General features: G+C 42.6%; 18 protein-coding genes and 2 pseudogenes. 19 read left to right on the top strand and 1 reads right to left on the bottom strand.

Annotation, left to right across the window (positions count from 1 at the left end; translation table 11 throughout):
- Positions 1–59 precede the first annotated feature (59 nt).
- The 4 genes and pseudogenes from A5N84_RS02470 to A5N84_RS02455 all read left to right on the top strand — a co-directional run bounded on the left by A5N84_RS02470 (position 60) and on the right by A5N84_RS02455 (position 6442).
- Positions 60–2189, top strand: coding sequence for a carboxy terminal-processing peptidase (locus A5N84_RS02470; RefSeq protein ID WP_143324792.1), 2130 nt, complete (start codon positions 60–62; stop codon positions 2187–2189).
- Between the two features lie 16 nt (positions 2190–2205).
- A pseudogene (gene tkt, locus A5N84_RS02465) lies at positions 2206–4196 on the top strand (transketolase).
- An 8-nt stretch (positions 4197–4204) separates the two neighbouring features.
- Positions 4205–5224, top strand: coding sequence for a type I glyceraldehyde-3-phosphate dehydrogenase (gene gap, locus A5N84_RS02460; RefSeq protein WP_072281139.1), 1020 nt, complete (start codon positions 4205–4207; stop codon positions 5222–5224).
- 54 nt (positions 5225–5278) lie between these two features.
- Positions 5279–6442, top strand: coding sequence for a phosphoglycerate kinase (locus tag A5N84_RS02455; RefSeq protein ID WP_072281138.1), 1164 nt, complete (start codon positions 5279–5281; stop codon positions 6440–6442).
- Here A5N84_RS02455 and A5N84_RS02450 read toward each other — a convergent pair whose 3' ends face one another.
- Positions 6443–6973 (bottom strand): Smr/MutS family protein, encoded by a 531-nt coding sequence (locus A5N84_RS02450; protein ID WP_072281137.1) that lies wholly within the window; start codon positions 6971–6973, stop codon positions 6443–6445.
- Positions 6974–7040: 67 nt separating this feature from the next.
- Here A5N84_RS02450 and dapB point away from each other — a divergent pair, with 67 nt between their 5' ends.
- From dapB to A5N84_RS02375, 15 genes and pseudogenes are all read left to right on the top strand, one after another.
- On the top strand, positions 7041–7850 hold the full coding sequence (dapB, locus tag A5N84_RS02445) for a 4-hydroxy-tetrahydrodipicolinate reductase (protein ID WP_072281136.1): 810 nt from the start codon (positions 7041–7043) through the stop codon (positions 7848–7850).
- A 24-nt stretch (positions 7851–7874) separates the two neighbouring features.
- Positions 7875–8174, top strand: coding sequence for a lipopolysaccharide assembly protein LapA domain-containing protein (locus A5N84_RS02440; protein ID WP_072281135.1), 300 nt, complete (start codon positions 7875–7877; stop codon positions 8172–8174).
- Positions 8175–9314: a lipopolysaccharide assembly protein LapB gene (locus A5N84_RS02435; protein WP_072281134.1), complete on the top strand. Its 1140-nt coding sequence runs from the start codon at positions 8175–8177 to the stop codon at positions 9312–9314.
- Positions 9315–9319: 5 nt separating this feature from the next.
- On the top strand, positions 9320–10015 hold the full coding sequence (pyrF, locus tag A5N84_RS02430) for an orotidine-5'-phosphate decarboxylase (protein WP_408633828.1): 696 nt from the start codon (positions 9320–9322) through the stop codon (positions 10013–10015).
- 95 nt (positions 10016–10110) lie between these two features.
- A complete protein-coding gene (gene pssA / locus A5N84_RS02425; RefSeq protein WP_078055523.1) occupies positions 10111–10854 on the top strand; it encodes a CDP-diacylglycerol--serine O-phosphatidyltransferase in 744 nt (247 codons plus the stop codon).
- Positions 10851–11519, top strand: a complete 669-nt coding sequence (locus tag A5N84_RS02420; RefSeq protein ID WP_072281131.1) for a hypothetical protein — start codon at positions 10851–10853, stop codon at positions 11517–11519. The genes pssA and A5N84_RS02420 overlap by 4 nt, the downstream gene beginning before the upstream one ends.
- Entirely contained in the window at positions 11513–12202 is a 690-nt protein-coding gene (locus A5N84_RS02415) for a TIGR04211 family SH3 domain-containing protein (RefSeq protein ID WP_072281130.1), read from the top strand. Before A5N84_RS02420 ends, A5N84_RS02415 begins: the two co-directional genes overlap by 7 nt.
- Positions 12203–12217: 15 nt before the next feature.
- Positions 12218–13273 carry a class I fructose-bisphosphate aldolase gene (locus A5N84_RS02410; RefSeq protein WP_072281129.1) on the top strand — a complete coding sequence of 352 codons (1056 nt, stop codon included), beginning with the start codon at positions 12218–12220 and terminating at the stop codon, positions 13271–13273.
- Positions 13274–13395: 122 nt separating this feature from the next.
- A pseudogene (gene lgt, locus A5N84_RS02405) lies at positions 13396–14179 on the top strand (prolipoprotein diacylglyceryl transferase).
- Entirely contained in the window at positions 14176–14952 is a 777-nt protein-coding gene (locus tag A5N84_RS02400) for a thymidylate synthase (protein ID WP_072281128.1), read from the top strand. The pseudogene lgt and the gene A5N84_RS02400 overlap by 4 nt, the downstream one beginning before the upstream one ends.
- A gap of 16 nt (positions 14953–14968) precedes the next feature.
- The gene (gene mrcB / locus A5N84_RS02395; RefSeq protein WP_072281127.1) at positions 14969–17368 is read left to right on the top strand and encodes a penicillin-binding protein 1B; all 2400 of its coding nucleotides are present in this window, start codon (positions 14969–14971) and stop codon (positions 17366–17368) included.
- Between the two features lie 55 nt (positions 17369–17423).
- Entirely contained in the window at positions 17424–18449 is a 1026-nt protein-coding gene (locus A5N84_RS02390; protein WP_072281126.1) for a tetratricopeptide repeat protein, read from the top strand.
- Between the two features lie 23 nt (positions 18450–18472).
- Positions 18473–18787 (top strand): DEAD/DEAH box helicase, encoded by a 315-nt coding sequence (locus tag A5N84_RS02385; protein ID WP_072281125.1) that lies wholly within the window; start codon positions 18473–18475, stop codon positions 18785–18787.
- Entirely contained in the window at positions 18774–19934 is a 1161-nt protein-coding gene (locus A5N84_RS10195) for an ATP-dependent DNA helicase (protein ID WP_072281124.1), read from the top strand. Before A5N84_RS02385 ends, A5N84_RS10195 begins: the two co-directional genes overlap by 14 nt.
- Positions 19838–20518, top strand: a complete 681-nt coding sequence (locus A5N84_RS02375) for an ATP-dependent DNA helicase (protein WP_158008620.1) — start codon at positions 19838–19840, stop codon at positions 20516–20518. The genes A5N84_RS10195 and A5N84_RS02375 overlap by 97 nt, the downstream gene beginning before the upstream one ends.
- Positions 20519–20546 lie beyond the last annotated feature (28 nt).

The following is a 20546-nucleotide window of genomic DNA, read 5'->3' as shown; positions in this document are numbered from 1 at the left end:
GATTTAGATGCTTGAGTGAGTTTGGTGCTACACTAGGCGAGTTATTTTTGCGAGATAATATGATGTTAAAACGAACGGCAGCGATACTTTTAATGAGTTGGTCAATTGTTGGATTTTCTCAGGATATTGATAATAAAAAATTTTTTCAAAATAAAGAGGCGCTCCCTGCAGAGTATACAATTTCATCAACGCAAAAACGCGCATATCGTCTTGCAAAAAATTTATTGGAAAATCATCATTATCGCCGTTTATCAACAAAAGAGATGGCTCAAGAAATACAAGATGATTTTTTAAATGCGCTTGACCCAAGCCATTTGTATTTTTTACAAAGTGATGTTGAAGAGTTCGCAAATCGGTTGGCGCAAAATGAGGGGAGGGATGCGCAGGATGATTTGAGTTTGCCGATAGATATTTTTAGGCGTTATCAGCAAAGGTCGCGTGCGCTCAATGATTGGACGCTCGCACGATTAAATCAGCCTTTTGATTTTGGTTCTTCTGAAAGCGTTACTTATCCTGACGAAAAAACACGCAAAATGCTCCCATGGTTAGCAGATGAGCAAGCAGCGAAAGCACAGCAAGAAAAGCGCTTATTAGACCAAATTATTCATTTGAAACTGGCGGGGCGCTCGACTGAAAAAGCAATTGAGACTTTAAGTAAGCGCTATAAAAGCACTCAGAAGCAGTTAGATAAATCTAAAGTCAGTGATGTTTTTGATTCTTATATGAATGTAATGGCAAGTCGTTTTGATCCACATACGGGATATTTGTCCCCTAAAATGAGTGAAAATTTTGATATTAATATGCGCTTGTCCTTAGAAGGAATTGGCGCGGTGTTAGGTTTGAAAGATGACAAAATTACCGTGCGAGAAGTGATTACTGGCGGTCCTGCAGCTAAAACTGGAAAATTATTTATTAAAGACCAAATTATAGGTGTGGCACAGGGAACAGATGGGGAGATGGTGGATGTTGTGGGCTGGCGAACAGATGAGGCTATTGAGCTGATTCGTGGCAAGAAGGGGTCGTTGGTGCGACTTTTGGTTGAGCCTGCAAACGCTGCTAAGGGCGTGCATGAGGTGGTAATCCAACGTGATACTGTCGCACTTGAAGAGCAGGCAGCACATGCTTACGTAGAACAGATAGATGGGCATAAAATTGGAGTGATTAAGTTGCCTTCTTTTTATATGGATTTTAATGGTGCGCGAAGTGGTAAAAGTGATTTTCGTAGCACAAGCGAAGATGTGAAAAAATTGGTGCAGGAATTGCAGGCGCAAAAAGTTCAAGGGATTGTTTTGGATTTGCGTAATAATGGCGGAGGGTCTTTGTATGAAGCAGTTAAAACGGTTGGATTGTTTATTGACAAAGGTCCTGTGGTTTCTATCGCGCAACCCAATAAAAAAGCACGCGCTGAATTAGATGATGAGGCGGGGATGGTTTATGATGGCCCTTTGGCAGTTATGATTAACCATTACTCAGCCTCTGCCTCAGAGATTTTTGCTGCTGCGATTCAGGATTATCAGCGCGGAATCATCATAGGCAGGAATAGTTATGGGAAAGGTACTGTTCAAACTATGACAGATTTAAACCGCTTTGTTTCTAAAGACGTTGCACCACTTGGGTATGTTAAACATACCATTGCGATGTTTCACCGCGTCAATGGTGATAGTACACAGAAAAAAGGTGTGCAGGCAGATATTACTTTGCCTGAAGGATTAGGAATTGATAAAGTAGGCGAAATGGCGGAGGAGTATGCCTTGCCATGGAAAAGTATTGCAGCAGAGAAATTTATTAAAGATGGTAGAGTAAAAGAGCCATTGCTAACCTATTTAAGAGACCAACATAAACAGCGAATGGATACACTACCAGCTTTATTGCGTTATAGTGATTATATGAATAAAGTGGCTGAGCGTAATGAACAGCAAACTTGGTCTTTAAATTTTAAAGAGCGTGAGGCACAATTTAAACAGTGGAAAGATTTTCAAGATGCTTATAATGAAAGTCAGCAACAAGCATTACCTAAATTAGCATCTGATGAAAAAGTCTTAGAACAAGTTAAAAAGAGTAATGAATTTGTTGAAGATGAAGCGGATAAAATCGATTTTGTGCCTGATATCGATTTGTTTGAAGCTTTAAATGTGATGCAAGATTATATTCAATGGCTAATCCACGAGCAGTTACAAGAAGCAGCTTAATTAATAAGGAAGATTTATGACAAAGCATAAGTTAATGGCAAATGCAATTAGAGTTTTAGCAATGGATGCGGTTGAAAAAGCCAGCTCAGGTCATCCTGGCGCCCCAATGGGGATGGCGGATATTGCAACTGTTTTATGGCGAAAGCATCTGCGTGTAAATCCTGCTGACCCCAAATGGCATAATCGTGACCGTTTTGTGCTTTCTAACGGGCATGGGTCGATGTTGCAGTATGCATTGTTGCATTTGACTGGTTTTGATGTAACTCTTGAAGATATTAAGGCTTTTCGTCAGTTGCATTCTAAAACTCCTGGGCACCCCGAGGTAGATGAAACACCAGGCGTGGAAACAACTACTGGTCCTTTGGGACAAGGAATTGCTAATGCGGTTGGCTTTGCTTTGGCTGAAGCGCATTTGGCAGCACGTTTTAATAAAGAGAATCTGACCTTGGTCGACCATTACACTTATTGCTTTTTAGGCGATGGTTGTTTGATGGAAGGGGTTTCTCATGAAGCTTGCTCTTTTGCTGGAACTTTGGGCTTAGGAAAGCTTATTGCTATTTATGATAGCAATAATATTTCTATTGATGGTGAGATTGAGCCTTGGTATAGCGAAAATGTAGCAAAACGTTTTGAAGCATATGGCTGGCAGGTGATTGATGGCGTTGATGGCATGATGAGCAAGCAATCGATGAAGCAATTACCGTGGCAAAAAATAATCAAAAACAGCCCACGTTAATTATTTGCAAAACTATAATTGGTTATGGTGCTCCTAATTTGGCTGGGAGTGAAAAAAGCCATGGCTCACCACTAGGCGCTAAGGAAATTAGCGCATTTAAACAAGCATTTGATTTGCCAGATGAGCCTTTTGCGATTCCTGATGAGGTCTATAAGGTTGCAGATTTGTCAGAAAAGGGCAGTTTGGCTCAAGATGAATGGGATAGTATTTGGAGTGAATATGAAACTCGTTATCCTGAGCAAGCAAAACTTTATCGGCGTGTGATGTCTGGGACATTACCAACAGAGTTGGATGCGGTGGTGGAAAAAGCGCTAGAGCAGTTAAATGAGGAAGCTGAAAAAATGGCTACTCGTAAAGCCTCACAGCAGGCACTAGACATTTTAGCGCCTTATTTGCCTGAATTTGTTGGGGGCTCTGCTGATTTAACTGGTTCAAATAATACTAACCACAAAGGCAGTCAAGCGATTAAACCTCATGATTTTGTTGGTAATTATATTCATTATGGCGTGCGTGAATTTGCTATGGCAGCGATTATGAATGCAATGTATTTGCACGGTGGCATTCGTCCATACGGCGGAACATTTTTAGTGTTTTCAGATTATATGCGCAATGCAATGCGCTTATCTGCATTGATGAAATTGCCTGTGGTGTATGTGTTAACGCATGATTCAATTGGTCTGGGAGAAGATGGGCCAACGCACCAACCTATTGAACAGATCGCTTCGTTACGTTTAATTCCTAATTTAAATGTGTGGAGACCTTGTGATACCAGTGAAACATTAGTCGCTTGGCATGCTTCTTTAAACGATAGTACGCCAACAGCATTGGCGTTGTCGCGTCAGGGATTGCCAGCATATACACGTGATGCAAAGACTCGTGAAAATATTGCGCGTGGCGGATATGTATTGCAGGCACAAGAGAATCCTGATGTGGTTTTAATCGCCACTGGTTCTGAGGTGGAGCTGGTTATGCAGGCGGCAGAACAGTTGAGCAAAGAAGAGATTAAAGCGCGTGTGGTTTCAATGCCGTGTGTGGAAATTTTCTTAGAGCAAGAGCTCTCGTATCGTCAGGCTGTGCTGGGTGAAAACTTACCAACATTAGCTGTTGAGGCGGGCGTTGAAGATTATTGGTATAAGATAGTAGGTGCAAAAGGATCAGTATTGGGGATCAATACTTTTGGCGCTTCTGCCCCTGCTGGAGATTTATTCAAACATTTTGGGCTAACGCTTGAAAATGTTTTAGATAAGGTTCGTAGTTTGTTAAATCGATAGGAGAAGTTATGACAATTAAAGTAGGTATTAACGGCTTTGGACGTATTGGACGTTGCGTTTTGCGTGCCATTTATGAGCGCGGTTTACAAAACGAAGTGGAAGTTGTTGCAATCAATGGTCTTAAAGATGAAGGAACACGCGCGCACTTATTAAAATATGATTCAACACATGGCATATTTAAATTTGATGTGAGCGAGACAGAGAGTACATTGACTATTGATGGTCATACCATTCAATCACTTTATCATGCTAACCCAGCAGATATTCCTTGGAAAGATTTGGGTGTGGACTTGGTATTGGAGTGCAGTGGTGTATTCAATAGTAAAGCAAAAGCTTATCCGCATATTGAAAAAGGAGGCGCAAAGAAAGTATTGCTTTCAGCACCTGGTGCAAATGATGTGGATGCGACAATTGTGTTTGGCGTAAACGAAGATACATTAAAAGCTGAGCATGAAGTCGTGTCTAATGCATCTTGCACAACCAACTGTTTAGCGCCAATTGCTAAAGTATTGCATGAGAAAATTGGTATCGAAACAGGTTTGGTAACAACTATTCATGCATACACCAATGATCAGCGCATTTTAGATACTCCGCATAGTGATTTGCGTCGTGCGCGCGCTGCTGCTGTTTCAATGATTCCAACTAAGACTGGCGCTGCAAAAGCGGTTGGACTAGTATTACCTGAGTTAAATGGTCGTTTAGATGGTATGGCAATTCGCGTGCCTACTAATAATGTCTCAATTGTAGACTTAACCTTTACTGCCAGCAAAGATGTTACTAAAGACGAAGTAAACCGTGTATTGAAAAAAGCAGCTGCTGGTGATGATAATTTGGCTAAAATCTTGGATTATTCTGATGAGCCTTTGGTTTCAGTTGATTACAATCATAACGCTGCCTCTTCTACGGTAGATTCGCTTGAAACGCGTGTACTTGGTGAGCGTTTGGTTAAAGTATTGTCTTGGTATGACAATGAATGGGGTTTCTCAAACCGCATGGTTGATGTTGCCATCTCAATGATGAAGGTTTAAGCTTAAATGATAAAAAACGCTGGTTCACCAGCGTTTTTTTATGGGAGAAAGAGAATGCGTAGTTTGCAAGATATTGACGTAAAAGATAAAAAAGTATTAATGCGCTTGGATTTAAATGTGCCGATTAAAGAGGGCAAGATTACCTCCGATGCACGGATTCAAGCGGCATTACCCACAATTAAAATGGCATTAGAAAAAGGTGGCGCAGTGATGATTATGGCGCATTTAGGGCGTCCAGTTGAAGGGGAGTATGATGAGAGCTTTTCTTTAGCGCCTGTCGCATCTTATTTGAGTGAGGCGTTAGCACAAGAGGTTAAGCTGGTTAAAGATTATTTGGATAATGCGCCGCAAGTGCAATCTGGTCAGGTCGTGTTGTTGGAAAACGTGCGCTTTAATAAAGGTGAAAAGAAAAATGATGCGGGCTTGGCAAAACAATATGCACAGTTGGCAGATGTTTTTGTAAGTGATGGTTTTGGGGTGGTTCACCGTGCACAAGCTTCAACGCATGGTGTGGCAGAATATGTTGAAATTGCTTGCGCTGGTCCTTTGGTTGCCAAAGAAGTTGAAACATTAAAATCTATTTTGCTTAATCCTAAACGCCCGATGTTGGCGATTGTTGGTGGGGCAAAGGTTTCTTCTAAGTTATTAGTGTTAAAAGCATTTATCGATAAAGTGGATACGCTAATTCCGGGTGGTGGGATTGCTAATACATTTATGGCCGCTAAAGGATATAACGTTGGTAGTTCGCTTTATGAGCCTGATTTGTTAAATGAAGCGCGCGAGATGCTGGCATTAGCAAAAGAAAAAGGCGTGAATGTGGTTTTGCCCATGGATGTTGTCGTGGCTGATGAGTTTTCTGAAAATGCTAAAACAGCGACTAAGTCTATTGAAGATGTGGCAGAAAATGAAATGATTTTAGATGTTGGCCCACAAACAGCAGAATTATTTGCCCGCGTAATTAGTGAAATGCAAACCATTATTTGGAATGGTCCAGTGGGGGTATTTGAAATGAAGCCGTTCTCTCAAGGAACTCAGCGATTAGCGCAAGCCATTGCAGAGTCTGAAGGGTTTAGTTTTGCTGGGGGGGGCGATACTATCGCAGCAATTAATCAATTTAATATTGAGGATAAGGTTGATTATGTTTCTACTGGTGGTGGTTCAATGTTGGAATATATTGAAGGAAAGACATTACCTGGACTTGCAGTATTAGAAGATTGATTATTTTCTATGCACGATAATCATTACACCACCGCTTCGGTTGTCGCTATCGGTTATGGAATGGATAGCGCCAACTGCGGGGTGGTGTAACAATAAATCTAAAACAGCGTTTTTTAAGGGGGCTTTGTCATAGCTAGGTGAGCGATTGCCTTTGCCGTGAATAATAAGCCAGTATTGCAGACGATGATTTTTTCGCTCGCTGAGTTTGTCATTTAAAAGACGCAAGGCATCATTAACAAATATACCGTGCAAATCAATAATTTGATGAGGGTTGAGATGTTTGTTTTTTAAGGCATTAAATTGTGGTGCTGGGAGATTATCAAGATTAAGCGATAATGTATGTGAGGCAATGGGTCGCTGAAATTGGCGCGTGTGTTGGGCTTGAATATGGCGTTGTTGTCGATTGTTAAATGCAGTTTTTAGAAGCTGTTTAGATTTAAGCGCATCCTTATAGTGATGTTGAGGCTTTTGGGTGATGCGTTCGACTTTGCCGATGAGTTCTGCAAAGCTTAGGGGTTGGTCTTCATTCATGTACAATCACTTGATGTTCAAAAAAGGTGCTTTATCATACACTGCTTATCTATAGAGGGAGAAACCGATGAAAATTGGGATTCATGGTATTAATGGAAAAATGGGACGGGCGATTGCACACGAGTTGGTGCATTATGAAGATTGTCAGTTAGGAGCTGCGTCGGTGCGTAGTGGGCATGCGTGGGTAGATAAGGCGTTGGGAGAGGTCAGTGATTTGCCACAAAAAACATTAAAGCCCACCGCTAATATTGAGTATTTTGTCAGTCAAAGTGATGTGGTAGTTGATTTTACACGTCCTGAGGCGGTGTTGGCTTTGCTGCCGATTTGTCAAAAATTAAATAAACCGTTGTTGATTGGGACAACTGGATTTAGCGCTGAAGGGCGTAAATGGATTGAGCAGGCGGCGCAGTCAATCCCCATTATTTTAGCGGCTAATACAAGTTTGGGGGTTAATGTGTTGCTAGAGATTGTGCAACAGGTGGCAAAGGTGTTGCCAAAAGAGATTTGGGATGTGGATATTTTTGAGGCGCACCATCGCGATAAAATGGATGCGCCTTCTGGTACGGCGTTGCGGTTGGGTGAGACGATTGCTAAGGCGCAAGAAAGTGTTTTCAATGAACGCAAGCTTTATCCTTATACACAAAAGCGCAAACCTGAATCTATTGGTTTTTCAGTGGTGCGAGGCGGTGATATTGTTGGGGAGCATACGGTTTATTTTGCTAAACAAGCTGAGCGTTTAGAGTTTACGCATCGCGCAACTGATAGACGTATTTTTGCAGAAGGCGCGATTAAAGCAGCGCGATGGTTAAAAGGTCGTTCGTCTGGATTGTATACGATGGCGGATGTATTAGGGTTTGGGACTTCTAGCGAGTTATAACTTAGATTAATTGAGGATTAAATAATGCGAGTTATTAATTGGATTTTATTGATTGTTTTGGTGGTTTGGTTTGCGTTATTAGGTATTTTTAATAGTGCAAAAGTGCAATTTGATTATGTGTTTGCGTCTGCTGAATGGCCGTTGGTGGCGGTGATGACTGTATGTTTTTTATTCGGAGCATTATTAACACTACTGCTATTTGGGGTGAAGAGTTTGTATTGGAAAGCACAGGCACGCGCTTTACAGAAGCAGTTAATTGATGAGCATCGTCAGGCGCAGGAGCTTGCTGTTCAAGCACAATTTGAGCAGGTGCAAAAATCCTAGATGGGACAGTGGCTGTTAATTGTCTTGCTGCCGTTTGCGGCGTGGTCAGGGTGGTGGTTAGGTATGCGTAAGGAAGCGCGCGAACTAAGGCAAAATAAATCGCGTGCAGCATATTTTGAAGGCATTAGCCATTTGCTTAATGATGAGACTGAGCGCGCGGTTGAGGTATTTATTTCAATTGCAGATGTTGATAAACAAGCGGTTGATAATCAATTGACGCTGGGACGATTGTTTCGTAAACGCGGTGAGTTGGATCGCGCTTTGCATTTGCATCAGCAGTTAATGAAATATGAGGCGCTAGATGAGGTACTCAAGCAGGCGGTACAGTATGAGTTGTCGCTGGATTATGAGCAAGCAGGGATGATTGCACAAGCTCAGGAATTATTGGTGGTTTTGGTGAATCATCAATACCGTTTGCAGGAGACATTACCCATTTTATTGCGCCTTTATGAGAAAACTCAGCAATGGCAGGCGGCGATTGAGTTGGCGCAACTGTGGCAGTTGAGCGGTCATGGTAATTTGTCAGCCAAGGTGGCGCATTATTATTGTGAACTGGCGTTGATTATGGATTCTAGCGCTAGGGAGGAGTGTTTGGCGTTATTGCATCAGGCGTTGCAGTATGACCGCGATTGCGCACGCGCAAATTGGATTTTAGGGGAGTATTATTTGCAAACTGAGCAATATGTAAATGCGATTCATGTGTTGCAATCTATCGCTAAGCAACGCTTAACCTTACTGCCAGATGCCTTGCCAATGCTTGAGCGGTCGTATCGTGCATTGGGGCGCTTTGATGAGTATGTTCAGTGGTTAAGTTTAATTGAGGCGCGCTATCAGAAGGTTCGTTTAACACTAGCTTGTGCCAAGGTGTTGCCTCAGGCGCAAGCCGTTGAGTTGCTACAGCAACGATTGCAAAAACAAGGGAATTCCTTATTGTTTGCAGATTATTTAAATTATCGTTTGGCAGAAGCGGATAATGCGCTGGATTTACCAGCATCATTTATTCAAATGGTCGCGCCAAAGACAATTTATCAATGTGAGGCGTGTGGATTTCGTCAGCAGCGTTTAATTTGGCATTGTCCATCTTGTGCAGCGTGGGGAAGTTTTTACGCGGTAATAGAACTTAAGATAGCCCAACGGTAGGAATAATAATGCAAAAGAGTTCGATTATTGTTGCTTTGGATTATGATAGTGCGGACAAAGCTTTGGTCTTGGCGGAGCAATTAAATCCTCAGCAGTGTTTATTGAAAGTGGGTAAAAGTTTATTTACGCGCTGTGGTCCATCATTGTTGCGGGCATTGGCGGATTTAGGGCATCGAGTATTTTTAGATTTGAAATATCATGATATTCCTGCAACAGTAGCTGGAGCGGTTCAAGCGGCGGCAGATTTGAATGTATGGATGGTTAATGTGCATGCAAGTGGTGGTTCGCAAATGTTAGAAGCCGCTGCTCGGGCATTGGCAGGTTATCATCAACGTCCGCTATTAATCGGGGTAACAGTGCTTACCAGCATGAATCAGCAAACATATCAATCTTTGGGTTTTGTGCGCTCATTGCCTGAGCAAGTCGCACATTTAACCCGTTTGACGATGGAGGCAGGATTAGATGGCGTGGTCTGTTCGCCGTTAGAAGTGCAAGCAGTTAAAGCGCGTTTCCCTCAGGCGGTTACGGTTACCCCAGGAGTGCGCCCATACTGGGCTAGTCAAGACGACCAAAGTCGGATACTTACCCCAAAGCAAGCATGCGAGCGCGGAAGTGATTTTTTAGTCATCGGACGACCAATTACAACCGCTGCTGAGCCACAAACAGCACTTTTAAAAATTATTGAGGAACTTGGTGAATAAATTACTAATTCTAAAACTATTGAGACGTAAAAAGAGGGTGTTGTTAGAGTGTTTTTTGCAAAAAGGGTATGATTCTTGCAAAAAAAGGAGCAATAATGCGCGGTTATAAAACAATTTATATTTTGCCAAACTCAATGACGACAGCAGCGCTATTTTGTGGGTTTTATGCCATTTTAGCTGCAAATGATGGGCGCTTTGGTTTTGCGGCAATGTTGATTTTTTCGGCGATGATTTTTGATGGTCTTGATGGCAGGATTGCGCGCTGGACTAAAACAGAATCTAATTTTGGTGTGCAATACGATTCGCTTTCGGATATGGTGTCATTTGGAGTTGCGCCAGCGTTAGTATTGTATGAATGGTCTTTGCATGCAGTGGAAACAACGCCCTTTTTACCAGCCAAGTTAGGTTGGATGTCAGCATTTATTTATGCAACTTGTGCCGCGCTACGTTTGGCGCGTTTTAATGTTCAGGCTGCAGAGATGGATAAAAGCGTTTTTATCGGTTTGCCTAGCCCTTCAGCAGCGGCGATAGTGTGTGGTTATGTATGGGTGGGGGCGCGCTATCAGTGGCAGGGTGAAGCGCTGGTGGTAGTGTCTTTAATCGTGATGTTGTTGGCGGGCTTATCAATGGTAAGTAATTTTAAATACTATAGTTTTAAGACTTTTAAATTACAAAGTCGCCTACCTTTTTCACGCGCTATTTTACCCGCGGCATTATTAGCCTTATTGTTTTTAGAACCATCCCCAGTATTGTTTACTTTATTTGTAGCCTATGGTGTGTCAGGGCCTATCTGGAGTATTTGGCGCTTGATAAAAAAACGGCAACTAAATAATAAATGAGCGTGGCGGTGTATTTGGAAAATCAACACATTGCGCTAGAGCTTTTGGGGTATCAATATTGGCTATCACGTGCTCAATTGCGTGATAAACACTTTAGGCGTAATCCTCAATCCGCAGAAGAGAATTCTCAAGAAAAGGTCATTCCCCCAACGCCTCAACCTGCTGTATTTAATGCACAACCTGCCATCAAGGAAGAAGATTTTATAAAAGATGAGGGCGCTAGCGTTATTGATTTGGGAAAGCAACATACTTTATCTGCTTATGGCAGCGCTACTTTTCTCACCTGTATGGTCAATAGGCAAAAAGTAATCTCAGTCTTGCCCCCACTTTGGGGAGCTGGGTCGCATTTGAATTTATGGCAGTCTCCATTGGAAGGTCAGCTATTAGACAATGCATTGCGTTATTGCCATTTGCATGAGATTGCAGACATGTTCGTAAGGGTTAGTGAGTATCTAAATACGCAGGACATAAGACTCAATTTAACGATGCAATTGCCAATCCTTGAGGCAGATTATTATCTTTTATGGACAAATTGCGCTAAACTAACCGCCTTTGATGATACTAAAACCATGAGCATTATCCATCCATATCAGTGTTTGTTCCTTCCTGAAAATAAAGCCATCTTGTGGCAACAATTACGTAGTTTGCAGGCTAAATTATGTTGAAAAAAATTGCATTGGGTTTAACGTTTATAACAATTTCGGCAGGCTTTGCACAAGGGGTAGCAAATTCGCAAGATGAGGCGTGGATTAGTGACGATTTGCGCACCAGCATTAATGATGCACCAAATGTTGGTGGCAAGTTTTTAGGCAGCGTGAGCGCTGGTACGCCAGTTAAAATTCTTGCAAAAAGCGATGATGATAAATACGTTCAGATTAAAACAGATGAATTTAAAGGCTGGATTCCTATACGTAATATCATGTATACCCCCTCAATTCATGCGCGCTATCAACAACTACAGCAACAATTAGAAACACTTAAAGTGCAAGCGCTTGAGAATGAAAACAAGCTACAAAACAGTAGTAATGTTATTGAGCAATTGCAAAATGAGTTGGTTAGTTTACGCCAGCAAGAAGCACAGGCTCAGGCTGATTTGGTAGCAATTAAACGCATTTCAGGCAATGTGGTGGCAATGGATACTCGTAATCGCGAATTACAAGCAAGCGTTGTTGAGTTAGAGCAAAAAAACTTAGAGTTACGCCATCAAAATGCACGATTAGAAGAGAAAATTCATAATCGTGAACTTTATATTGGGGGAGCGCTCGTATTGCTTGGATTTGTGTTGCACTGGCTGGCAGTTGGTTTTTTTAATCTTAACCGCAGTCAGTCGCGCTTTAATGATTTTTAACTAGGAGAGAAAAAGATGAGTATTGATATTCAAAAAATGTTAGGTGATGAAGCAGATAGCTTATTAAATTACACTTGCGAAGGCATCAAAAAAGAAGATTTATATTTGCCAGGTAAAGATTATATCGACCGAGTCTTTAGTCAAACAGACCGCTCACCCGCTGTATTGCGTTCTTTCCAACAAATTTTAGACACTGGGCGTTTAGCTGGTACAGGTTATGTGTCGATTTTGCCAATTGACCAAGGCATTGAGCACACTGCTGGCGCATCATTTGCACAAAATCCAATGTATTTTGACCCTAAAAATATCGTTGAGCTTGCTATTGAGGGGGGGTGTAATGCAGTTGCCTCAACCTTTGGTGTATTAGCAAGCGTTTCACGTCGTTATGCGCATAAAATTCCTTTTATGGTTAAACTCAATCACAACGAAACCCTCACCTTGCCTGCAAAATACGACCAAACATTATTTGCGCAAGTTGATCAAGCATTTGATATGGGGGCAATTGCAGTTGGGGCGACTATTTATTTTGGTGCGGAAGAATCTAGACGCCAAATTATGGAAATTTCTGAAGCATTTGCGCGTGCGCATGAATTAGGAATGGTAACAGTGCTATGGACTTATACGCGCAACCCTGCCTATAAACATGATGGTGTGGATTATCATACCGCTGCTGACTTAACTGGTCAGGCTAATCATATTGGTGTAACCATTGGTGCAGATATTATTAAACAAAAACAAGCAACTAACAATAATGCTTTCGGCAAAATCAAATTTAGCCACACACATGAAAATGTCTATAGCAAGCTCACCAGCGACAATCCTATTGACTTAACGCGTTATCAACTGGCTAATTGCTATATGGGACGCATTGGACTAATTAACTCTGGTGGGGCATCAAGTGGAGCAAATGATTTAGAAGAAGCCATTCGAACAGCTGTAATTAATAAGCGCGCAGGTGGCATGGGCTTAATTTCTGGACGTAAATGTTTCCAACGCCCATTTGATGAAGGCGTTTCACTCTTACAAGCCATTCAGGATGTATTCTTAGATGAGCGCATCACCATTGCTTAATTAGATGTTTGCTAAAAATTTACTGAGCGCTTGACTTATCAGGCGCTTGGCTTTGTTTGAGAAAAATCATTAATTAAATGCACCTTGTGCTATCATCCCCCACCTTTTAACCGCTATTTCCCATGATTCAATATCCACAAATCAGTCCCTATATCGTCGAGTTTGGTTTTTTTAAGCCAACATGGTACGGCATGATGTATGTCGTTGGTTTTTTGTTGGGTTATCAATTGGCAAAATTTCGCACAAAAACAAACCCACAATGGACTGAAGAAGAGGTGAGCAGTTTGCTTACTTACATTATGTTAGGCGTGATTTTAGGCGGAAGAATTGGCTATGTGTTGTTTTATGGTCTGTCTTTTTGGCGTGAGGATATTTGGTATCCACTGCGCATTACTGATGGTGGCATGTCCTTTCATGGTGGATTATTAGGTGTAATGATTGCCTGCGCGTGGTTTGCGCGTGCCAAAGATAAAACCTTTTTACAAGTTGGGGATTTTATTGCGCCACTGATTCCTGTTGGACTGTTTTTTGGGCGTATTGGTAATTTTATTAATGGCGAACTATGGGGACGTGTAACTGATGTGCCTTGGGCAATGGTTTTTCCAACAGGCGGATCTTTGCCGCGCCATCCCTCGCAATTGTATGAAATGTTTTTAGAAGGGTTGGTTTTTATTTATTATTTTATGGCTTTATAGTGCTAAACCGCGCTATCGTGGGCAGGTTTCAGGATTATTTTTATTAGGTTATGGCGTGTTTCGTTTTTTAATTGAATTTGTGCGCGAACCCGATAGCCATTTACATGATTTGGCGCAAAATTGGCTCACAATGGGGCAATTGCTGTCTTTGCCAATGATTATTGGGGGTTTGTTTTTAATCTTTCGCAATAAATCCAAAGTGCAGTTATGAAAAATTATCTTCAGCTCTTAGAGCAAATTTTACAAGAAGGGCAAAGCAAAGATGATCGCACAGGAGTGGGTACGCGTTCGTTATTTGGCGCGCAAATGCGCTTTGATTTAAAAGCAGGATTTCCTTTAGTAACGACTAAAAAAATTCATTTAAAATCTGTTATTCATGAATTGCTTTGGTTTTTAAAAGGCGATACCAATATTGCCTATTTAAAAGAAAATGGTGTGCGTATTTGGGATGAGTGGGCCAATGCAGAAGGGAATCTTGGCCCCATTTATGGCAAGCAATGGCGCAATTGGCAGGGGCAAGATCAAATCGCTACACTCATTGATACCCTTAAACACGATCCAAATTCACGTCGTTTATTGGTCTCTGCATGGAATGTAGGTGAGCTATCGCAAATGGCACTGCAACCTTGCCATGCTTTATTTCAATTTTATGTAGCCAATGGGCGGTTATCTTGTCAGTTATATCAGCGTTCTGCGGATATTTTTTTGGGTGTGCCATTTAATATTGCCAGCTATGCATTGCTAACTATGATGATTGCACAGCAAACACATTTAGAGGTTGGCGAGTTTATTTGGACTGGGGGAGATGTGCATTTATACAATAATCATGAAATACAGGCTAAAGAACAACTTACGCGCACACCTTATCCATTGCCCACCATGCAGATTGAGGCGCAAAATAGCATTGATAATTATCGCTATGAACATTTTACGCTGAGCGATTATCAGCATCATCCCGCTATTAAAGCCCCTGTTGCCGTTTAATTGAAAAGGTTGTTTTATGATTGTATTGCTTAAGATGATTCGCAACTTTTTTTATTTTGGCGTTGTACTGGCTATTTTTGGTGTGATATTGGCGTTTTTATATGCACTGAAGTTGGAAAAAGAATACAACCTAAGCGACCAAGATTTAGGGGGCGCACTTTGGGCTATACCAGCAAGAGTATATGCCCGCCCATTAGAATTATATGTTGGCGCTTCGCTAACCCCAGAACAGTTAAAAGCAGAACTGACACTTTTAAATTACACCGCGGTCGATGATATAACGCGCCTACATCAGTATAAGCAAGCGGATAATGTTATTGAATATTATGCAGATGCCTTTGCTTTTTGGGATGCAACGTTAGCGCCAAGACATATGAAAATTACTTTTTCTGGTGGCGCAATTAGCAAGATTGAAAATTTAACCACGTTAGAAGAGGTGATATTAGAGCGCTTAGAGCCTCAACGTATGGCGAGCATTTATCCATCCCACAATCAAGACAGAATTTTGGTGCATTTAGAAGATGTGCCAGAGATTTTAATTGATAGTTTAATGGCAGTAGAAGACCAGAATTTTTGGAAACACCCAGGCATTGACCCGAAAGGGATTGCCCGCTCAATTTATGTAACTTTTATTGCAAGAACAGGTTATCAAGGCGCGAGTACGCTTACTCAGCAATTTATTAAAAACCACTATTTAAGTAACGATAAGACTTTATCACGCAAATTTAAAGAAATGCTTATGGCGCTGGTGCTAGAGCATTACTCCAGTAAAGAAGCAATCTTAGAGGGTTATTTAAACGAGATTTACTTAGGACAAGATGGACAGCGCGCGATTCATGGATTTGGTTTGGCCTCTGAGTATTATTTTGGTAAAGATTTACAAGATTTGGGACTTCATGAAATTGCTTTATTGGTTGCGCTGGTGCGTGAACCAGGTAATGCTGATCCATTGCGCCATCCTGAATATGCCTTAGCGCGTCGTAATTTAATTTTAGATGTGTTAGAGCAACGCGGGCTGATTAATCAAATAGACAATGAGCTTGCCAAATCTTTGCCATTGGATGTAGATACCTCACAAAAACAATCAGACCGCATCCGTTATCCTGCTTTTGTTGATTTGGTTTTCCAACAGCTCAACCAGCTTTATAGTCAAGAGGATTTAACCAAAGAAGGGCTAAATATTTTCACCACACTTGACCCACAAATCCAGCATCAAGCGCAAAGTGCTTTAAGCGAAGGTTTGAGCGTTTTAGAAAAAAGACATGGACTGAAAACTGATTTTCTACAATCAGCATCAGTAGTGGTCAATAGTCATACAGGGGAGATTCTAGCGTTGGTTGGCTCAAGGGTTATGGGTGAGCAAGGATTTAATCGCGCGGTGTCGGCTAAGCGTCAAGCTGGCTCATTGATTAAACCCGCAGTATATTTAAGCGCTTTGGAATATCCTCAACTTTATACGTTGGCAAGCATTATTGATGACAGCGAGTTGACCTATCGTAGCGGTAGTGGGCAGAGTTGGTCGCCTAAAAACTACTCTAAGCGCAATCAAGGCAATGTTATGTTAATGGACGCGTTGATTAAATCCTACAATATTCCTACCGCACGTATTGCGCTAGATTTGGGAATCGACGATATCATCGGAACGTTGCGCCGCTTGGGCGCGCGTAATGATTTGCCACCTTATCCTTCATTATCTTTAGGTGCGGTGGAGATGACGCCTTTAGAAATGGCGCAAATTTATGAAACATTTGCTAATGGTGGGTATTACACCCCGTTGCGTAGTATTCGTGAAATCACTACTCAAGATGGTGAGGTGGTCAATCGTTTTGCTATGAGTAGCATTAAAGCGATTGAACCAACGCCGTATTATTTGTTAGTGCGAACCTTGCAAGAAATTCCACGTCGTGGCACAGCGGCTAGCATGAAAGAAAAAATTTCACCTGAATTTAATATTGCAGGAAAAACAGGCACAACCGATGATTATCGGGATAGTTGGTTTGCGGGATTTAGTGGTAATTTGTTAAATGTTGTTTGGGTGGGGAACGACCAAAACAAACCCACCAAACTCTCTGGTAGCACGGGGGCGTTGCGTATTTGGATGGATATCATGCGCCAGTTGCCGTTAGAACCGCTTAATTTGTACCAGCCTGATGGTATTGTGATGCGTGCTATTGATAAGCGCACAGGATTATTAGCAGGTGGGTTTTGTGATTCAAATGAGGTTGTTGAATTGCCCTTCATTCAAGGTTCTGAACCGACCACATATAATGATTGCAGTATAGTGATTGACCCATTTTTTGGTGGATACGACAACTCATTTTATGCCCCAACAGAGGACAATTTACCGCCACCGCCTACTTTAGAATTACAAAGCCTTCCACAGGAATCTGATTCATCAGGATGGTTTAATCATTAGCCGTTTTATTTTAGAATATTCATTATCGTGCGTTTAAGAAATTGAGGAAAAGTATATGAAAAACATTTGGTTTGCTCTTGGTGTGTCCACCTTATTAACAGGCTGTACTGGAATGATGTATGGCAGCCGTAGCGCCCCTGTTAACAATCAAAATATTTATCAAGGCAACAATGTGGCAGATGTTCATCGCGCGCCGATTCAAAATAACGCACTATTTACGCCTGCAGTGCCAACAGGCATTACAGCACAACCTGTGTATCGCAATAATCAACCAGCGCAAGTAACCCCATATGGACAAAATCCTACTTTAGCGCAACAAGCAGCCAGACCTGTGCAACTAACCCAGCCTGCTTATGCACCTCCTGCTCAACAAGCTAGACCTTATACACCCACCCAGCCTGCTTATGCACCTCCTGCTCAACAAGCTAGACCTTATACACCCACACAGCCTGCTTATGCGCCCTCAGCAAGTAATGATGGTTGGGCGGTTGCGCCTAATGCTGGCGTATATGACCAACCTAAAGTGAACGAAGTTGATGCGCGTGCACAAGCGCAAGCGTTGCGTCCTTCGCAAAATGCCACAACAAGCGTTAACAATGGGGGCACTATTGCAACTACATCTGAACCTGTATACGCACAACCTGCGCAAGTTATGCAAGAGCCCACAGCGCAAACGCCCCCAGCGCAAGCAACAACAGCTCCTGAGCAATCTCAGCAAGTTGCTTCTGCAGCGCGTCCTGATACATCAGCGAATAATGCAGGGGAGAGTACAGCGGTAGGGTCGTTACTCAAGAAAGCTTCTTCTGCCATTAGTAAAGGGGATTTAGATGGCGCGGTGGCATATTTAGAAAATGCACAGCGTATGGAACCGCAAAACAGCAAAATTTTATATGATATTGCCAATATTCGTTATCACCAAGGCAAGCATCGCGAGGCGGAATCTTTTGCCAGTCGTGCGGTACAAGTCGGTGGGTCTAATCAGATTCTTAAAAAAAGTTGGTCTTTGATTGCCAGTGCGCGTAAAGCCATGGGCGATAATCAAGGTGCTATTACTGCTGCTGAAAAAGCAACCTCTTTATAATTTAGTTTGGATTTTGCCCTCAAGTGGCGAATACTCACGACACGCTATTTGCCCCGAATGGGGCATTGGCGTCTGCGCTAAAAGGTTACCATCCGCGTGCAGGGCAATTAGCGCTTTCTCAAGCCATTGATGAAAATTTTAAAACTAATGGCGTCTTGCTTGCTGAAGCAGGTACGGGGACGGGTAAAACATTTGCCTATTTACTGCCTGCATTAGCAAGCGCTGATAAGGTGTTGATTTCCACAGCAACTAAAAACTTACAAGAACAAATTTTTATACATGATTTGCCGATTGCAAAAAAAGCATTGCAATCACCGGCAAAAAGTGGCACTGCTTAAAGGTCGGCAGAATTATTTTTGCCATCATCATTATGAGCAGATGCTACAACATCCAGCGCAAACTAAATTAGAACAAGCTCAACGGGCGGAATTGTTGCATTTTTTAAATACAACGCGCGATGGTGATTTGGTGGGATTGTCTGGTATTGGTGAAGAAGCGGAGATTTTAAGAAGCATTACCTCTACAGCGGATAATTGTTTGGGGCGTGAGTGTGATTTTTATGAGCAATGCTTTTTACAAAAAGCGCGTTTGCGCGCAAAAGAAGCGGATGTAATCGTGGTTAATCACCATTTACTCTTGGCAGATTTGGCGCTACGCAATGAGGGATTTGCTGAAATTTTGCCTGAAGTGAGTGATTTTATTATTGATGAGGCGCATCATCTGCCAGAAACGGCGATTCACTTTTTGGGTAAGCGCTTGTCTGTGCGTCAATTAGCGGGATTATTAGGCGATGTGCAAGACGCGCGCTTGCAAGAAGCGCCAGATGCACTGGATTTGAATGAAGGGATTGCACAGGCGCTTAAGAGCACGCATGATTGCTTGTTAACGGTTCATACTAAAGAAGAGGCGCGATTATTAGAGGCAAAACTGGAGCAGGCAGAGGATTTTTGGCAGGCGCTGGCTGGGGTATTGGAGAAATTTCAGCAGGTTTTTGAGAGGTTGGCTAAGGCGCGTGAGCGTGGGAAATTGTTGGCGAGTGTTTATGAGCGGGTGGGGAAGGTGTGCGAAGAATTGCAGTGGTTTTTGCATCAGCGCGTGTATTTAACGCCAGCAAAAGCGCTGGCGCGCGCGCAAGCGTTGACTGAACAGGCACCAGCAGACAAAGAGATAGAAGAAGAAAAGACAGCCTCAGAGGAGGTCGAAAATGGGGGTGGGCGGACGATTCATGCGGTTTGGTTGGAGACGAGTGCGCGTAATTTTACGCTGTGCGCAGCGCCTGTGAATGCATCAGGCAGATGGCAGGTTGGATTCGCCGTAGTGATGCGAGTTGGACGTTTTTATCCGCAACGTTGGTCGTTGATGGGAAGTTTGAGCATTTTGCGCGTCAGTTGGGTGTTTTTGAATATAGTTCGATTGTGTTGGGGAGTCCGTTTGATTATCGCAAGCAGGCGCTGTTGTATCATCCTGAGGGGTTGCCTTCTGTGAAAAGTGAGGAATATACGCAGGCGTTAATGCAGGCAATGTTGCCTGTGTTGGCGCGAAGTGGTGGGCGCGCGTTTTTATTATTTACCAGCTATCGGGCGATGAATGAGGCGGCGCAATTTTTAAAGGCGCAAACGAAGGATTATGCGCTATTTGTGCAGGGGCAAGCACCTAAGGCGCAGTTATTGGAGGAATTTCGGGTGGCGCGTCGGGCGGTGTTATTAGCCACAGCAAGTTTTTGGGAGGGGGTGGATGTACGGGGGCAGGCGTTGGTGTGTGTGATGATTGATAAGTTGCCGTTTAGTGCACCAAGCGACCCTGTGGCGAAGATGCGCCATGAGTTGTTACAACAAAAGGGGTTGTCGCCATTTATGCACGATAGCTTGCCTCAGGCGGTGATTGCGTTAAAACAAGGTGTGGGGCGGTTGATTCGTGGGGAGCAGGATTATGGGGTATTGGTGATTGGGGACCCAAGGTTGCGCCAGATGGGCTATGGTAAGATTTTTTTAGAGAGTTTGCCTGCGATGACGCGCACGACGAAGTTGGCGGTGATTGAGCGTTTTTTTGCTTTTCATGAGAAGGCGTAGGCATGTTGGCGTTGATTGTTGTTTAGGA

The sequence above is a fragment of the Rappaport israeli genome, assembly GCF_001888055.1.
Lineage (GTDB): Bacteria > Pseudomonadota > Gammaproteobacteria > Cardiobacteriales > Cardiobacteriaceae > Rappaport > Rappaport israeli.
The sequence above is the reverse complement of the archived record's forward strand: the minus strand, read 5'-3'. Positions and strand labels throughout refer to the sequence as shown.

What these genes read in the sequence shown, in the direction of transcription:
- A5N84_RS02470 (WP_143324792.1), top strand. Translation starts at nt 60, where the DNA reads ATGATGTTAAAACGAACGGCAGCGATACTTTTAATGAGTTGGTCAATT.
- A5N84_RS02455 (WP_072281138.1), top strand. Translation starts at nt 5,279, where the DNA reads ATGCGTAGTTTGCAAGATATTGACGTAAAAGATAAAAAAGTATTAATG.
- A5N84_RS02435 (WP_072281134.1), top strand. Translation starts at nt 8,175, where the DNA reads ATGGGACAGTGGCTGTTAATTGTCTTGCTGCCGTTTGCGGCGTGGTCA.
- A5N84_RS02450 (WP_072281137.1), bottom strand. Translation starts at nt 6,973, where the DNA reads ATGAATGAAGACCAACCCCTAAGCTTTGCAGAACTCATCGGCAAAGTC.
- mrcB (WP_072281127.1), top strand. Translation starts at nt 14,969, where the DNA reads ATGATTGTATTGCTTAAGATGATTCGCAACTTTTTTTATTTTGGCGTT.
- A5N84_RS02390 (WP_072281126.1), top strand. Translation starts at nt 17,424, where the DNA reads ATGAAAAACATTTGGTTTGCTCTTGGTGTGTCCACCTTATTAACAGGC.
- dapB (WP_072281136.1), top strand. Translation starts at nt 7,041, where the DNA reads ATGAAAATTGGGATTCATGGTATTAATGGAAAAATGGGACGGGCGATT.
- A5N84_RS02420 (WP_072281131.1), top strand. Translation starts at nt 10,851, where the DNA reads ATGAGCGTGGCGGTGTATTTGGAAAATCAACACATTGCGCTAGAGCTT.
- A5N84_RS02410 (WP_072281129.1), top strand. Translation starts at nt 12,218, where the DNA reads ATGAGTATTGATATTCAAAAAATGTTAGGTGATGAAGCAGATAGCTTA.
- pssA (WP_078055523.1), top strand. Translation starts at nt 10,111, where the DNA reads ATGCGCGGTTATAAAACAATTTATATTTTGCCAAACTCAATGACGACA.
- gap (WP_072281139.1), top strand. Translation starts at nt 4,205, where the DNA reads ATGACAATTAAAGTAGGTATTAACGGCTTTGGACGTATTGGACGTTGC.
- A5N84_RS02440 (WP_072281135.1), top strand. Translation starts at nt 7,875, where the DNA reads ATGCGAGTTATTAATTGGATTTTATTGATTGTTTTGGTGGTTTGGTTT.
- A5N84_RS02400 (WP_072281128.1), top strand. Translation starts at nt 14,176, where the DNA reads ATGAAAAATTATCTTCAGCTCTTAGAGCAAATTTTACAAGAAGGGCAA.
- A5N84_RS02415 (WP_072281130.1), top strand. Translation starts at nt 11,513, where the DNA reads ATGTTGAAAAAAATTGCATTGGGTTTAACGTTTATAACAATTTCGGCA.